The 14,077-nt window shown below is 70.2% G+C and carries 10 protein-coding genes; 7 read left to right on the top strand and 3 right to left on the bottom strand.

The features are described 5' to 3' along the window. The first annotated feature begins 31 nt into the window (after positions 1-31). From GTY96_RS12485 to GTY96_RS12455, 7 genes are all read left to right on the top strand, one after another. Positions 32-1,573: a MoxR family ATPase gene (locus tag GTY96_RS12485; RefSeq protein WP_161664832.1), complete on the top strand. Its 1,542-nt coding sequence runs from the start codon at positions 32-34 to the stop codon at positions 1,571-1,573. Next, positions 1,570-2,403 (top strand): hypothetical protein, encoded by an 834-nt coding sequence (locus GTY96_RS12480; RefSeq protein ID WP_186002097.1) that lies wholly within the window; start codon positions 1,570-1,572, stop codon positions 2,401-2,403. Before GTY96_RS12485 ends, GTY96_RS12480 begins: the two co-directional genes overlap by 4 nt. Continuing rightward, a complete protein-coding gene (locus GTY96_RS12475) occupies positions 2,400-4,088 on the top strand; it encodes a M48 family metalloprotease (protein ID WP_161664831.1) in 1,689 nt (562 codons plus the stop codon). Before GTY96_RS12480 ends, GTY96_RS12475 begins: the two co-directional genes overlap by 4 nt. Next, the gene (locus GTY96_RS12470) at positions 4,088-4,651 is read left to right on the top strand and encodes a hypothetical protein (RefSeq protein ID WP_143906310.1); all 564 of its coding nucleotides are present in this window, start codon (positions 4,088-4,090) and stop codon (positions 4,649-4,651) included. Before GTY96_RS12475 ends, GTY96_RS12470 begins: the two co-directional genes overlap by 1 nt. After that, complete coding sequence (locus GTY96_RS12465; RefSeq protein ID WP_143906312.1) at positions 4,648-5,946, top strand: AMP-binding protein; 1,299 nt, start codon at positions 4,648-4,650, stop codon at positions 5,944-5,946. Before GTY96_RS12470 ends, GTY96_RS12465 begins: the two co-directional genes overlap by 4 nt. 89 nt (positions 5,947-6,035) lie before the next feature. Next, positions 6,036-7,046, top strand: a complete 1,011-nt coding sequence (locus GTY96_RS12460; protein ID WP_161664830.1) for an aldo/keto reductase — start codon at positions 6,036-6,038, stop codon at positions 7,044-7,046. 121 nt (positions 7,047-7,167) lie between these two features. Then, positions 7,168-9,243, top strand: a complete 2,076-nt coding sequence (locus tag GTY96_RS12455) for a sensor histidine kinase (protein ID WP_255442747.1) — start codon at positions 7,168-7,170, stop codon at positions 9,241-9,243. Positions 9,244-9,249: 6 nt separating this feature from the next. On the opposite strand, the gene GTY96_RS12450 is transcribed toward GTY96_RS12455, so the two are convergent. The 3 genes from GTY96_RS12450 to GTY96_RS12440 form a co-directional block, all read right to left on the bottom strand. Further along, on the bottom strand, positions 9,250-10,038 hold the full coding sequence (locus GTY96_RS12450) for a radical SAM protein (RefSeq protein WP_161664829.1): 789 nt from the start codon (positions 10,036-10,038) through the stop codon (positions 9,250-9,252). 50 nt (positions 10,039-10,088) lie between these two features. After that, positions 10,089-11,876, bottom strand: a complete 1,788-nt coding sequence (locus tag GTY96_RS12445) for a DEAD/DEAH box helicase (RefSeq protein WP_201756025.1) — start codon at positions 11,874-11,876, stop codon at positions 10,089-10,091. Positions 11,877-12,017: 141 nt separating this feature from the next. Next, on the bottom strand, positions 12,018-13,958 hold the full coding sequence (locus tag GTY96_RS12440; protein WP_161664828.1) for a RecQ family ATP-dependent DNA helicase: 1,941 nt from the start codon (positions 13,956-13,958) through the stop codon (positions 12,018-12,020). Positions 13,959-14,077: the final 119 nt, after the last annotated feature.

Genomic DNA, 14,077 nt, shown 5'->3' with positions numbered 1-14,077 from the left:
GTCACCATCCGGGGCTACACTCCCGCCCTCCATGGCCAACCAGGATTGGGTGTCGCGCCTGCTCACCGGGCGTGCGTCGGCGGACAAGGGCCTCAGCGTCCACCTCTCGGAGCGCGACGGCGGCAGCCTCCACGACAAGATGCGGCAGGCGTACTGGTGGATCACCAACAACGCCGTCATCTGCCCGTACTACGACATCGAGTTCGGCGGCACCGCCGCCCTGAAGAACGCCGCCGGGGACGAGGTCCACCTCCCGGAGGACATGAGCTACAGCTCCTTCGTCCTCATCCCCCTGCTCACCCTCTTCACCTGCCGCCGCGCCCTGCTCGTCGGCGGGCCGGGCCGCGGCAAGACGACCTCCGCCATCCTCATGGCGCTGCTGTCCGGCATGGGCCGGGAGGACGTCCACCGCGGCATCCAGCGCGGCCACCCGCAGCTGTCCATCGCGGACCTGCTCGGCGCGCCCCTGCCGTCGGACATGCTCAAGGCGGAGGACCTGTCCGCCGTGAAGGTGAGCTGGCGCAAGTGGATTGGCCAGCGCGTGAAGATCATCGACGAGTACAACCGCATCCCCACGAAGACGCAGTCCGCCCTGCTGTCGCTGCTGGGCGAAGGCTACGCGGAGATGATGGACCAGTACGTCTACACCGGCCGCTCGTCCTGGTTCCTCACCGCCAACGACGACCAGGGCGGCGGCACGTTCCAGGTCATCGAAGCGCTCAAGGATCGGCTCGACGTCGTCGTCCGCGCCGTGCCCTTCAACTCCGGCTTCGTGGACACGCTGCTGCAACGCATCGAGTCCGACAAGTCCCCGGAGGAGCTGCTCCCCAGGGACATCGTCTTCACTCCCGGCGAGCTGGAGAAGGCCTACAACGCCATCCTCGCCGTGGAGGTGCCCAAGGGCGCCCTGGAGCGCGTGGCCTTCTTCCTGGGCCAGCTGGACTTCTGCCGCATGGCGTCCCCGCGCTTCGAGTTCAAGCACAAGGACACGCTGAAGCTCGCCGGACAGACCGTGTCCGCCGTGTGCAACGAGCAGTGCCCGCTGGACAAGAAGGTGCACCTCTGCACGCAGACGGAGAACGGCACCAGCGTGCGCGCCTACCAGACCATCCTCCACTTCGCGAAGGCGCTCGCGTTCTTCCGCGGCCACCGCGTGGTGGAGCTGGAGGACTTCCGGCAGATCATCCCCTGGGTGCTGCACGAGAAGCTCACCCCCAACGCGCGCAGCCCCTTCTTCGAGGTGAAGGGCCACAAGATGCTGCTCCAGGACCGCGTGGCGTGGATCCGCAACATGTTCGACATGGCCATGGCCCGCTACGGCACGCACGCGCCCGTGCGCCAGAAGGTCACCGCGCTGCGCGCCGAGCTGGACCTGGGCCTGTCCGGCGTGGACCTGCGCACCACCGAGAAGCGCCTGTCCGCCGTCACCGCGCTGATGAATGACCTGATGACCCGCCAGGAGCTGTCCGGCCCGGTGTACGAGGACCTCATCCACTTGAAATCCCTCTACAGCCGCTACCGCAACTACGCGACGTGGCTGAAGGAGAACCCGGGCGGTCAGGGGCAGCCATGAGCACGTTCGTCGAAGACCTGGAGAGGGAAGCGCGCGGCCGCTTCGTGCGCTGGGACCGCGCGCTGTGGAGCGCGTTCGTCCAGGGCCCGGTGGCCCGCATGGGCCAGGCGCTCGCGGCCTCCAGCCCGGACGCCGCCACGGGCGAGGAGGTCCTCCGCGCCTACCTGCGGCTGGGCGCGGAAGGCATCGGCCTGGGCTACCTGTACCCCGCGTCCGCGGGCCGCCAGAACTTCTTCACGCTCGCGTGGTCGGACCTGCTGCCGCGCCTGCTGCCGTCCCTCCCCCAGCCGGCCCAGGCGCCCGCGCTCGCGCGGATGTGGAACCTGAGCGAGAACCTGGAGTCCGCCCCCCCGTGGGTGCAGCGGCTGTTCTGCCGGCTGGGCGCGAACCTGTCCTCGCTGGAGAACCTGGAGGACCACCTGCACACCATCGCCAACGCCGCGATGGAGCCCCCCGCCGAACCGCTGGGCGACACGGCCATCACGCAGTGGGTGGACCTGTCCCAGGAGGACGCGCGCTTCATGCCCGGGGAGATGCACTTCCTCGCGCCCGCCGTGGTGTGCGTGCACGACCGGCACCGCGCCACCGCCGCGGGCGGACGCGACGCGGCCACCCAGGGCGTGTGGCTGGTGAAGAAGCCCGTGCTCCTGGGCGCCATGGGCTGCAACGAGCGGCTGGAGCCCTCGACGGGCAAGCCCTCCAAGGCGCTCACCGCGCTGGCGCAGCGCGACCCGCGCGCGGGGGACTGGTACAGCACCCAGCACAACGCGTGGCGCGCGGTGGCCACGATGCACACGTCCCAGTGGCTGGCGGTCGTCCTGCCGTCATGAGCCCGGGCGCGGCCTTCACCCCGGAGGAGGTGGAGCGGTGCTGGCGCGAGGCGCTGGCGCTGTGGGACGTGCACGTGGAGCTGAGCCCCCCGGAGCCGCACCAGCCCTTCCATCCCGGCGAGGGCGCGGCGGATGAACCGCTCGCGTACATCGACCTCGCGCGCAGGCAGGTGTTCGTCCACTTCGACCTGCTGGTCCGCATGGGCGCGCGCGACAGCCTCACCGCGGTGCTGGCGCACGAAATCGGGCACCACGTGCGCTTCCCGCACACGCTGGGGTGGGACGCGGAGCTGCGCGTGCTGGAGCAGCGGCTGATTCCCGGGCTGGGCCAGTCGCTCACCAACCTGTTCTTCGACCTCCAGGTGAACGAGTTCGTGGGGCGCACCCACGCGGAGGCCCTCTGCGAGGTGTACCGGGGCTTCCTGCGCACGCCCCACACGCGCAAGGACAAGACCGCGGACAAGGGCGGCCCGTCGCCACTCTTCAGCTTCTACCTGGCCCTCTACGAAGAGCTGTGGCGCAGGGAGCCCGGCGACCTGGTGCCTCGGAACCAGCTGGAGCCGCTGGAGCAGGCCTACCCCGGCTTCCGCGCGCAGGCGCGCATGTTCGTGCAGACGTTCTACGCGCTGCCCGACGCCCGCCTGCAATTCCTCTACTTCTGCGCCGCGTTCATCCGCTTCATCGACGTGCCCTCGGACGTGCGCTTCTTCATTCCGCTCGGCGGGGATGTCTCCATCCCGGACGAGGGCGACCTGGACGCGGCGGTGCAGTCCGGCGGTCGCTGGGAGGACGCGCTGGCCGAGGCGCGGGCGCAGGGCTGGCTGGACGAATCGCACGACACGAAGGAAGCGGATCCGCTCGACTCCATCCGCCGCGCGACGGAGCACCTGCCCGGCAACGGGGGCGGGAAGCTGCGGCGGGCCCTGGTGGCGCGGTACTACCGGCGGCTGGTGGATCAGTACATCCTGAAGCTGCCCTCCTCGCCCTCCAAGCCGGAGCCCTACCTGCGCACGCTCCCGGAGGCGTGGGAGTACGGCGACGACCCGTCCACCATCGACTGGACGCTCACGGTGATTGCACAGGGCCCCCTGGCCGCCGTGGCCCCCCTGCGCCGCGAGCTGGAGGCGGACCTGCCGCCCCCCTCGGACCTGGGCGTGCCCGCGCTGGAGCTCTACCTGGACACCAGCGGCTCCATGCCCAAGCCGGAGCAGGAGCTCAACGCGATGACGCTCGCCGCGCAGGTGCTGGCCGCGTCCGCGCTGCGCAAGGGCGCCACGGTGCGCGGCATCGTGTACTCCGCCGGCGACCCGCTCGTGTCTCCCTGGATGTACGACGAGGAGACGGCGCGCGACTTCTTCCTGCAGTACATCGGCGGGGGGACGTGGTTCCCGGTGGAGGAGATGGAGCGGATGGCCAGCGAGCGGCCGGACGCGCTGCGCGTCATCATCTCCGACAGCGACTTCCTGGCGAACATGCGCGAGAAGGACTCGCTCAAGCGGCTGGCCCGCGCGATGAGCCAGTCGCGCCGGGTGGTGGCCTTCCTCGCCCTGCCGGACGAGGGCCCCGCGCGCCAGGTCCTGGCGCCGCTGCTGTCGAGCCCGAGGTTCCGGCTCGCGACAGTGCAATGGATGTCTGACTTTGGCCGTGCCGCCGCGGCGCTGGCCGATGCATTGCTGGAGAAATGATGGCGGTCTCGATTCCACACCTTCGTGAGCAGCTGGCGGCCACGCCCATCGTGTCGCCGTACCCGTACGACCTCGCGGTGGCCATCATCTGCGACACCTTCCGCCTGGCCAGCCAGCGGCCCCCCTCGCATGCCGAGTGGGAGCAGCTGGAGAAGTGGGTGAAGAACCCGCTGTTCCAGGAGCAGGTGGGGATGCTCGCGCACGTGCTGGTGGCCTCGGACCTGCGCAAGAAGACGGCGCTGTACCTCACGCCGGACCGCACCCCGCTGGCGCGCCTCCAGCAGTTCTTCGAGGAGGTGCACCCGCTGACGGCGGAGATGGTGCGCTCCAACGCCTTCCGCCAGGAGGAGTTCCTGCGCAAGTGGGCCGCGACCCTGGGCGCGGACATCGAGGGCGAGACCGAGCACGAGTCGCGTCGGCGCCTCAAGGACCTGGACTACCGGCAGGCCGTCACCGACCTGCGCAACGTGGAGGAGGCGCGCAAGAAGGAGGCGGACCGGCGCCAGAAGATGCTCCAGGAGGCCCAGCGCAAGGACGCCGAGGCCCGGGGCTGGCGCGAGTGACGCTCGGGGTCGCGCCCAGGGCGCGGATCCGCCGCGACAGCCACACGCAGTGGCCTCACCTGCCGTGGGCGCTGGAGGTGGCCGCGGGGCTGATGCGCGGCGCGGCCACGGAGGACGAGGCCCGGGCCCGCGCGGCGCTGGAGGCGCGGCTGCCGGCCCTCCGCGACGCGCTGAAGGGGTCGCCCTACTACGTGCGCGTGCTGCGCGAGTCGGGGCTGCACCCGGGCGACCTGCGGCGGCTGGAGGACCTGCGGCACTTTCCCGCCCTGGACCGCGCGGCGCTCGCGCGCCACTGGGAGGACGTGCCCACGCTGCCCAGCGCGTCCGACGAGTGCGTGGTGGTGAAGAGCTCCGGCACCACGGGCGACCCGGTGAACGTGCTGCGCGACCGGCGCGACTGCCTGCTCATGTGGGCCGTGCTCCGCTTCTTCACCGAGCGCACCGGCACGGTGCCGCCGCCCCGTCCCCGCGTGGTGCTGCTGGACGCGCTGCCGGGCGGGCTGGAGTACTCCGTGCGCCTGCCGCTGTTCCACGGCGGCGCCCTGCACCGCGTCTCCGTGCTGCGCGACGACGCCGTGGCGCGATTGCAGCGGGTGAAGGCCTCGGTTGTCTTCTCCGACCCGGAGGGCCTGCGCTGGCTGCTGGGCCATCCGGAGGTGCCCTCCCCCCTGCTGGCGCTCACCTCCGCGCAGCACCTGCCCGAGGCGCTGCGCGACGCGTGGGCACATGAGCGCGGCGTGCCGGTCCTCAACTACTACGCCACCACGGAGACGGGACCGCTGGCGTGGGAGTGCCTGCACGGCGCGAACCGGGGCCGCTTCCACGTGCTCACGCCGGATGTCTGGCTGGAGCCGGACGGAGCAGAAGTGGTGGTGACGCGGCTGCGCCCCAGCGTGCTGCCCCTCTTGCGCTACCGACCGGGAGACACTGGCACCGTGCGGCGGGACACATGCGCCTGTGGCTTCCACGGCTGGACGCTGACGGGCTTCGGCGGGCGCGGGGCCTGCGCGTTCCTCACGCCGGCGGGACGGGCGGTGGACGCGTGGTCACTGGCCTGGGTGTTCAAGCACCACCCGCTGCGCGCGTTCCGGCTGACCCAGGTGTCCCTGGAGCGCTTCACGCTGGAGCTGGCGGGTGCTCCACCGGACAGCGTGGGCTCCCTGTGCGAGCGGCTGGGCGCGGCGCTGCGCAACCTGGGCTGGACGGCGCCGGTGGTGGAGGCGCGCGGGGCCGAGGCGCTGGCGCCGGCCGCCAAGCCGCTCCCCTTCCGCAGCGAGCTGTCTCCTCCAGGTTGATCCAGGCGTCCCCAGGTCGTTTGCCCTGGATTCCCGAGCCCCGCGTGAAGATTCTCCCAGGGGAACGCACCCGCGGGGAGACACAGGACATGGAGACTCGAAAGCTGGGCAGGCAGGGCCTCACCGTTTCGGCGCTGGGCCTGGGCTGCATGGGCATGTCGGATTTCTATTCGGGCCGGGATGACACGGAGTCGGAGGCCACGCTGCTCCACGCGTTGGACCGGGGCATCACCTTCTTCGACACCGCGGACGCCTATGGCCCGGGACGGAACGAGGAGCTGGTGGGCCGCGTGCTCGGTCCCCACCGCGCGAAGCTCGTGCTGGCCACGAAGTTCGGCCTCGTGCGCGACCCGGCCAACCCGCAGTCGCGCGGCATCAACGGCCGGCCGGAGTACGTGAAGCAGGCGTGCGACGCGAGCCTGAAGCGCCTGGGAATGGAAGTCATCGACCTGTACTACCTGCACCGTGTCGACCCGAAGACGCCCATCGAGGACACCGTGGGCGCGATGGCGGAGCTGGTGAAGGCGGGCAAGGTGCGCTTCCTGGGGCTGTCGGAGGTCAACGTGGAGACACTGCGCCGCGCGTGCGCCGTGCACCCCATCACGGCGGTCCAGTCGGAATACTCGCTGTGGAGCCGTGAGCCCGAGGACGGCGTCCTCGAGGCGTGCCGCGAGCTGGGCGTGGGCTTCGTCCCCTACAGCCCCCTGGGCCGCGGCTTCCTCACCGGCCAGTTCAAGCGCATCGAGGACCTGCCCGAGGACGACTACCGCCGCCACTCGCCCCGCTTCCAGGGGGAGAACTTCCAGCGCAACCTGAAGCTGGTGGAGCACATCGACCGGCTCGCGCGCCAGAAGCAGTGCACGCCCGCGCAGCTCGCGCTCGCCTGGGTGCTCTCCCGGGGCCAGGACGTGGTCCCCATCCCGGGCACCAAGCGCCGCAAGTACCTGGACGACAACCTGGGCGCCCTGGACGTGAAGCTCACGCAGCAGGACCTGGCGGACATCGAAGCCATCGCGCCGCCGGGAGTGGCCGCCGGGGACCGCTACCCCGCCGCCATGCAGGGGTCCCTCCAGCCCAACGCTCGGAAGGAAGCCCGCTGAAGGCCGGTCCCACGCCTCCATGACCCTTCCCGTCCCGTCCACCCCTCGTCATCCACCGGAACCACCGCCCTCCTTCGTCCCTCCGCAGCCGCCCAGGGACTCTCGGAGGAAGGAGGGCTCCGTGCTGACGCGCTACGGGCTGGCGGCGGCGAGCGTCCTGATGGCGTTCCTCGTCCAACGGGCGCTGTGGCCGTACATGTCCAGCGCCCCCTTCCTGGCCTTCTTCGCCGCCGTGACGTTCTCCGGGTGGCGAGGCGGCTGGGGGCCCGGAATCCTCGCCACCGGCCTCTCCCTGCTGACGGTGGACTACTTCTTCATGGCCCCGCGGGAGACCTGGGCCACCGCCCCTGGGAACTTCGTCGCGCTGGGCTTCTTCCTGGTGCTGTCGATCTTCGTGACGATCCTCAACGTGAGCCTGCGACAGGCCAACGTGGAGCGCGCGGACCTCCTGGAGCGCGAGCGCGCGGCCCGCGCCGCCGCCGAATATGAGCGCGCCCGGCTGTGGGAGCTGTTCATGCGCGCGCCCGCGCACCTGGTCATCTTCCGCGGGCCCGAGCACCGCTTCGAGCTGTCCAACCCGCTCAACTCCTCGATGTTGGGCGACCAGGACCTCCTGGGCCGGCCCTTGCGCGAGGTGAGCCCCAGGGACGAGGCGGAGCGCATCGCGCGGCTGCTCGACCGCGTCTACAGGACGGGCGAGCCCTTCCAGGGCCGGGAGCGGTCGCTCAAGATTCCCCAGTCGGACGGCGCCGTACGCGAATACATCTTCGACATCACCTACACGCCCACGCGCGACACGCAGGGGCGGGTGGACGGCATCGCCGGCTTCGGCTTCGACGTGACGGACCTGGTGCGCGCCCGCGCGCGGGCGGAGCGGCTGGCGCGCGAGCTGTCGCACAACGAGGAGCACCTGCGCCTGCTGGCGGGCGCCAGCTCCTTCCTGGCCACGTCGCTGGACTACAAGGCCACGCTGGGCAACGTGGTGCGCCTGGCGGTGCCCGCGCTGGCGGACTGGTGCATCGTCGACATGATGATGGAGGACGGCACCTTCAAGCGGCTGGAGGTGGCGCACGCCCCCGGGGAGGACGCAGCGCTCCGGGAGCCGCTGTGGAGCCCGGCGCCCTACCACTCCATCGCGCCCCGGCTGAGCGGCGCCCTCCCGCTGCTGTTCCGGGGGCAGCCCTTCTTCATCGAGACGGTCACCGAGGAGAGCCTGCGTCAGATGACGAGCGACCCGGGGCGTCTGGAGCTGTTCCAGCGGATGCAGCTGCGCTCCATCGCGCTGGTGCCCATGCTGGCCGGAGAGCGCACGTTGGGCATCCTCAGCTTCGCCACCACCTGGCGGTCCGGCCGCTTCTACACGGCCGCGGACCTGCCCTTCCTCCAGGAGCTGGCCAACCGCGCGGCGCTGTCCCTGGAGAACGCGCGGCTGTACCGCGAGGCGCGCGAGGCGGTGCGCCTGCGCGACGAGTTCCTGTCCATCGCGAGCCACGAGCTGAAGACGCCGCTGACGCCGCTCAACCTCAAGCTCCAGTCGCTGCGGCGCGAGCTGGGGCGCACCCCGGGCCCCGTGCGGCGCGAGCTGGTGGAGAGCTACCTGGACGTGGGCTCGCGGCAGTTGAAGAAGCTGGCGGAGCTGGTGAACGACCTGCTGGACGTGTCGCGCATCGCGGCGGGGCGGCTGTCCCTGGTGTCCACGCGGGTGGACCTGGTGGAGCTGGTGCGCGAGGTGGTGGCCTCGTACGAAGGTCCCGCCGCGCGCTCCGGCTCCACGCTGCGACTGGAGGTCGAGGAGGGCGTGGCGACGGGGTGGTGGGACCGGCCGCGCCTGGAGCAGGTGGTGGTGAACCTGGTGGACAACGCCATCAAGTACGGCCAGGGGCGCCCCATCGACATCCGCTTGGAGACGCACGCGGGGAAGGCGTCGCTGACGGTGCGAGACCAGGGCATCGGCATCTCGGAGGAGTCGCTGCCGCGCCTCTTCGGCCGCTTCGAGCGCGCGGTGAGCGAGCGGCACTATGGCGGCCTGGGGCTGGGGCTCTACATCACCCGCACGCTGGTGGAGGCCATGGGCGGGACGGTGCGCGTGGAGAGCCGCCTGGGGCAGGGCTCCGTCTTCACGGTGGAGCTGCCGCTGCGCGCGGAGCCGCCGATCCGCCCGGAGCAGATGCCCCCGGCGGACCCCGCCTCGCCCTGAGCCGCATCAAGGCCGGGCGCGGGGCAATTGCGCGTGGGGTTCCCACGGCCCGCTGGAGCCCAGGCAGTGGCGACAGGTCGCCAGCGGCGTGCCCCGTTCCAGATAGGTGAGCAGGCGCGTGAGCAGGTCGGGCGCGTCGAGCACGACGCCATCTTCTCGCGCGAGCGCGGGCAGGTGCGGGTGCGCGGCGGCGAGGACGGTGGCGACGTGGGGCGGGCGGGTGCAGGTGTAGAAGCGGCCCTGGTGGACGAGGTGGCAGCGCTGCTTGAGCCAGCACTTCGCGAAGACGTCCTGGACCTCCGCGTCGGACGCGAGGGGTGCGTCCGGGGTGATGCGCTGGAAGGCGTCGATGGCCTTCACGGTGAGGTGGACGCCGTGCTGGTCACAGCGCTCGGTGATGCGGGTGATGGAGCGCTCGGGGAGGGGCGCGGAGGAGTAGAACGACAGGGTCATCCGGTCGAGCCGCTCATAGACGGCGTCCGGGGCGCTCTGGGCGAGGAAGCCGTTGGTGGTGATTGACACCTGTTCGCAGAGGCCGGAGGCGCGCACGACGTCGAGCACGGCGGGCAGGTCCGGATGGAGGAACGGCTCGCCGCCGGTGAGCTTGAAGACGTTGGGCTTGAGCACGCGCGCCAGCTGGCGCAGGTCCTCGCCCAGCGCCGAGGGCGTCACGGCCCACGCGGGCAGGTGCGGCGACAGCGGGCAGCACTGCGCGCAGCGCAGGTTGCAGTGCGTGGTGACATGCGTCTCCAGGGACCAGGTGAGGACGCGGCCGTCGTGAAGCTCGTAGCGCACGGCGCTGGAGTCTATCCCCGAATCAGGAAGGGGCCTGAAGCGGTCGGCCTTCAGCTCTCGGTGAGGACGAGTTGGTCCATGGCACGGGTCATCGCCACGTAGAGCAGCCGGGCCTCCTCCTTGGCGTCAGGACGCTCGGGATCTGGACGTTTGAGACGGGGGATGGCGACGACCGGGAACTCCAATCCCTTGCTGGAGTGGAACGTCAGCACCTTCACGCTGGCCTCGGCTGACTTGAAGGCGGATTGCCCAGCGCCTTTTCCCACCCATTGCAGCGGAATCCCCAGCTGGCCCAGGTGCCTGACCGCCCGCTGTCCGATGTCCACGCTGCGGTAGAGCAGCGCCATCTCATTCCAGGCACGACCCTCCGCGTGGAGCTGCTGGAAGCGCCCCGCGATGTAGCGCAGCTCTTCATGCAGGCTGGGCAGGGAGATGATCTTCGGAACAGGGCCACGGCGTCCGGCGGACTGGGGCTGGACGAGCGGAACGCTGTCCTCGTCCGCGTCGCTGGGAGTCAGCACCTCCCGCGCGAAGTCCGCTGCGAACCGCAGGATGTCCGCGGTGTTGCGGTAGTTCAGCCGCAGGATGGTCGTGCGCCCCTGCGCCTGGATGCCCACGCTTCGGAAGCTGAACCGCTTGTGCGGATAGATGGACTGGGCGTCGTCGTAGAGCAGCAGCAGTGAATTCGTACCCGGGTCCACCATCTGGGAGATGAGCTTGAACCATTCCGGCTGGAAGTCATGTCCCTCGTCGATGAGCACCGCGCCATATTGAGCCCTGGGGATGAGGCCTCGATCCACGGCGGCGATGACCCGCTGGACAAGCTGCTCGGCGTATTCACCGCCCGTCAGCCCTTGCGGTGGAAGGCCCGCGTGGAAGTGACGGAGCTGTGCGTGGCACCAGGCATGGAAGGTCTGGATGACGACCTGCTGTGAGAGCCCCTGGGCGCGCAGCATCTGCTCCAGCCATCCATAGAGCGGCTTCCCGAAGCAGAGGACCAGGATGGGGCGCTGGAGTGCCTTGGCCAACTGCAAGCAGCGGTAGCCCAGGATCATCGTCTTGCCGGAACCGGCGACCCCGTGGATGACACGATGGCCCTCCCCCAGACTGCGCGCCAATTGCTCCTGCTGGAGGTCCATGATGCGGATGAGATCCGGCACCGACAGCTCCAGCTCGGCCTGGGCCGGTGCGGACCGGACGAGCGGGGTGCCTCCAATCCGCAGTTCGGGGAAGACATGCCAACGGATCCGGTCCAGTTGCGGCAATGAGACAGGCTGCGTGGGAGACCACGGGAACATGTTCCAGAGCCGGTTCTGGAACTTCTCGGGTTCGACGTCCTCCGCCATCTCATCCCGGCAGATGACCCGATGGGGCGGCAGGGCCAGCCCCAGCTCCCCTTCTTCGAACTGCTTCCGGGTGATGTTCGAGAGGACGACGCCGTGGCTCCAGGGCAGGACCAGCCGGCCTCGATGGGGACCACTGGGCTCCAGGAGCATCGGGTCGCGCTGGAGCAGCGTCGCGATCTCTTGAGCGTAGGTACGTGACTGCTCGAAAGGGTTGGTGACTTCCTTCGGGCCTGATTCCGTCATCAGGACAGCGCGTGTCTTGTCGAGGCGATGCAGGGTATCGCGCTTCCAGTCCTTCACCTCGAGCACCAGGAGCCCGCGGCGCGGATGCAGGATGATGAAGTCCGGATGATGCCCTGTCCCCCCGATGGGCACGTCGTACCAAAGCAGGTAGTCGTCCTCGAGCTTCTCCTCCAACCGGCGCGCGAACCGCTTCTCACCAGCCTGCATCCGGCCGAGGCACTGGTTCAGGGCTGGGATTAGCGTCGCCATGGACGAGCAGCGTATCCAGCACGACGAACAGGGGACAAGTCAGGCCAGGGAGCAAATCCCCCTCGACCGAGCCCGCCCATTGGCTGCCACGAATTGATGCACTCCGACGGACGTACGCCGATGCGGAGGACAGTGGGGCAGTTACCTGATGCGTCCACCCTCTTCACAGAACGCCAGCACCTGGGCGAATGGCCACTCGGCCAGGGTGCCGAAGAGCTTGTGCCCGCTGAGCTTCGCCTTGGACAGCGCGGGGCTGCTCAGGCCGCAGAGGAACCGCGCGGCCTGTCTCGGGTGTCCCAGCGCCTCGGGGTGTTTCGCGACCAGCGCCCGGAACGGGGCCACGTCCAATTGCTCTCTCAAGTCCGGCCTCGGGTGCGGCGGCGGCAGCACGCGGGCCATGCCCGTGCGGCAGAACGTGCAGTGGCCGCAGGGCGCGTCCCGCTGCTCTCCGAAGTGGGCCACCAGCGCGTTGCTCTGACACCCGTCGTTCGTGACGAGCCGAAGCACCTCGCGCACCCGCGACACCTCCTGCGCTTCGCGCTTCTGGAAGCGCTCCTGCAACAAGGCCACGAGCGCCATCGCGTCCTCGTGCTCGCGCAGCCGCATGTAGCGCTGGCGCGGTTCGGCCACCTGCACCTCGGCATAGCCCTGCTCCTGGAAGTAATCGAGCGCCTTCACCACCCGGTCGCGTGGCTGCCCCAGCGCCTTCGACACCTCGGCGGGGTCGAACGTGTACCAGGTGCGTCCCTTCTTCGCGTGCGCGAACAGGTCCTTCACGAAGCGCGCTCGCTCTCCCTGGAACTTCCCGACCAGCGCCTCCACCGAACCCGCCGGCTGCACTTTGTAGCCTGCGTAGAACGGCGTGCCCTGGCGCAGCACGCCCTCCAGCTCCAGGTACGTCAGCGCCGTGCGCAGCACCAGGGGCCGCAGGTCGTGGCGGTTGCCCAACGCGTACAGGTCCAGGTGCAGCTCCGGGCCTCCGGCCAGCAGCCCCGTCACCAGACTCTCCAGCGCCTCCGGCAGCGGCGTGTCCCCGAGCGCGAAGTTCTCCAGCGTGGGCACGTCATCCGGACACGCCAGCAGCTCCACCACGGACGGCTTGCCATCGCGGCCGGCGCGGCCGATCTCCTGGCTGTAGCTCTCCAGCCCCTTGGGCAGGTTGTAGTGATACACCGCGCGCACGTCCGCCTTGTCGATGCCCATCCCGAACGCGATGGTCGCGACGACGATGCCCTCCGCCGAGTGCGTCCAGGCCTCCTGCACCCGCTCGCGGTCCTCCGACTCCAGGCCCGCGTGATAGGCGCTCGCGGGCAGGCCCTCCGCACGAAGGAGCGCCGCCACGCGCTCCGCCGTCTTCTGCAACGTGACGTAGACGATGGTGGAACCGGGTGGCCGGGACTTCAGTCGCTCCACCAGCAGCGCATCCCGCGCCTCGATGCCCGTGGGCGTCGTCTCCAGCGTGAGGTTGCCCCGGTAGAAGCCGGTGACGACCGCGTGCGACTCCGGGATGCCGAAGCCCTCGCAGATGTCGTGCACCACCTGCGGCGTCGCGGTGGCGGTGAGCGCCAGGACACGCTCCGCGGCCAGCGTCCGCGCCGCCTGCGCGAGCTTGAGGTAGTCCGGGCGGAAGTTGTGTCCCCACTCGGAGACACAGTGCGCTTCGTCCACCGCGAAGAGGGAGATGGGCAGCTCCCCCAGCAGCCCCATGAAGCGCTCGTTGTTGAAGCGCTCCGGTGCCACGTAGAGGAGCTTCAGCGTTCCATCGCGCAGGGCCTCCGTCACCTCGCGGGACTCCTCCAGCGACAGCGAGGAGTCCAGCCGCGCCGCGCGGATGCCCCGTCGCCCCAGCGCGTCGATCTGATCCTTCATCAACGCGATGAGCGGTGAGACCACCACCGTGAGTCCGTCGAGGAGCAACGCGGGCAACTGGTAGCACAGCGACTTGCCGCCGCCCGTGGGGAACACCGCGAGCGCGGAGCCCTGGGGCTTCAACAGCGCCGTGAGCACCTCGCGCTGTCCGGGCCGGAAGGACTCCAGCCCGAAGCGCTCCCTCAACACGACGTCCACCGCATCCTCCCGCATGTCCCGCCCTCCCCTGTTCGCGTGAGTCCCATGAGCCCAGCGCACGGCAGGCACGTCGGCCTGCCGGCGACAGGGAGGCGGACTCTACATGAGGGCCACCGTGGCCTTTATGATGCCCC

This window comes from Corallococcus silvisoli (assembly GCF_009909145.1).
Lineage (GTDB): Bacteria > Myxococcota > Myxococcia > Myxococcales > Myxococcaceae > Corallococcus > Corallococcus silvisoli.
This window is presented reverse-complemented; position numbering and strand designations above follow the sequence as displayed.

Bases quoted from the DNA above. Each gene is read 5' to 3' on its own strand.
- GTY96_RS12485 (WP_161664832.1), top strand. From the start codon at position 32: ATGGCCAACCAGGATTGGGTGTCGCGCCTGCTCACCGGGCGTGCGTCG.
- GTY96_RS12480 (WP_186002097.1), top strand. From the start codon at position 1,570: ATGAGCACGTTCGTCGAAGACCTGGAGAGGGAAGCGCGCGGCCGCTTC.
- GTY96_RS12475 (WP_161664831.1), top strand. From the start codon at position 2,400: ATGAGCCCGGGCGCGGCCTTCACCCCGGAGGAGGTGGAGCGGTGCTGG.
- GTY96_RS12470 (WP_143906310.1), top strand. From the start codon at position 4,088: ATGGCGGTCTCGATTCCACACCTTCGTGAGCAGCTGGCGGCCACGCCC.
- GTY96_RS12460 (WP_161664830.1), top strand. From the start codon at position 6,036: ATGGAGACTCGAAAGCTGGGCAGGCAGGGCCTCACCGTTTCGGCGCTG.
- GTY96_RS12445 (WP_201756025.1), bottom strand. From the start codon at position 11,876: ATGGCGACGCTAATCCCAGCCCTGAACCAGTGCCTCGGCCGGATGCAG.
- GTY96_RS12440 (WP_161664828.1), bottom strand. From the start codon at position 13,958: ATGCGGGAGGATGCGGTGGACGTCGTGTTGAGGGAGCGCTTCGGGCTG.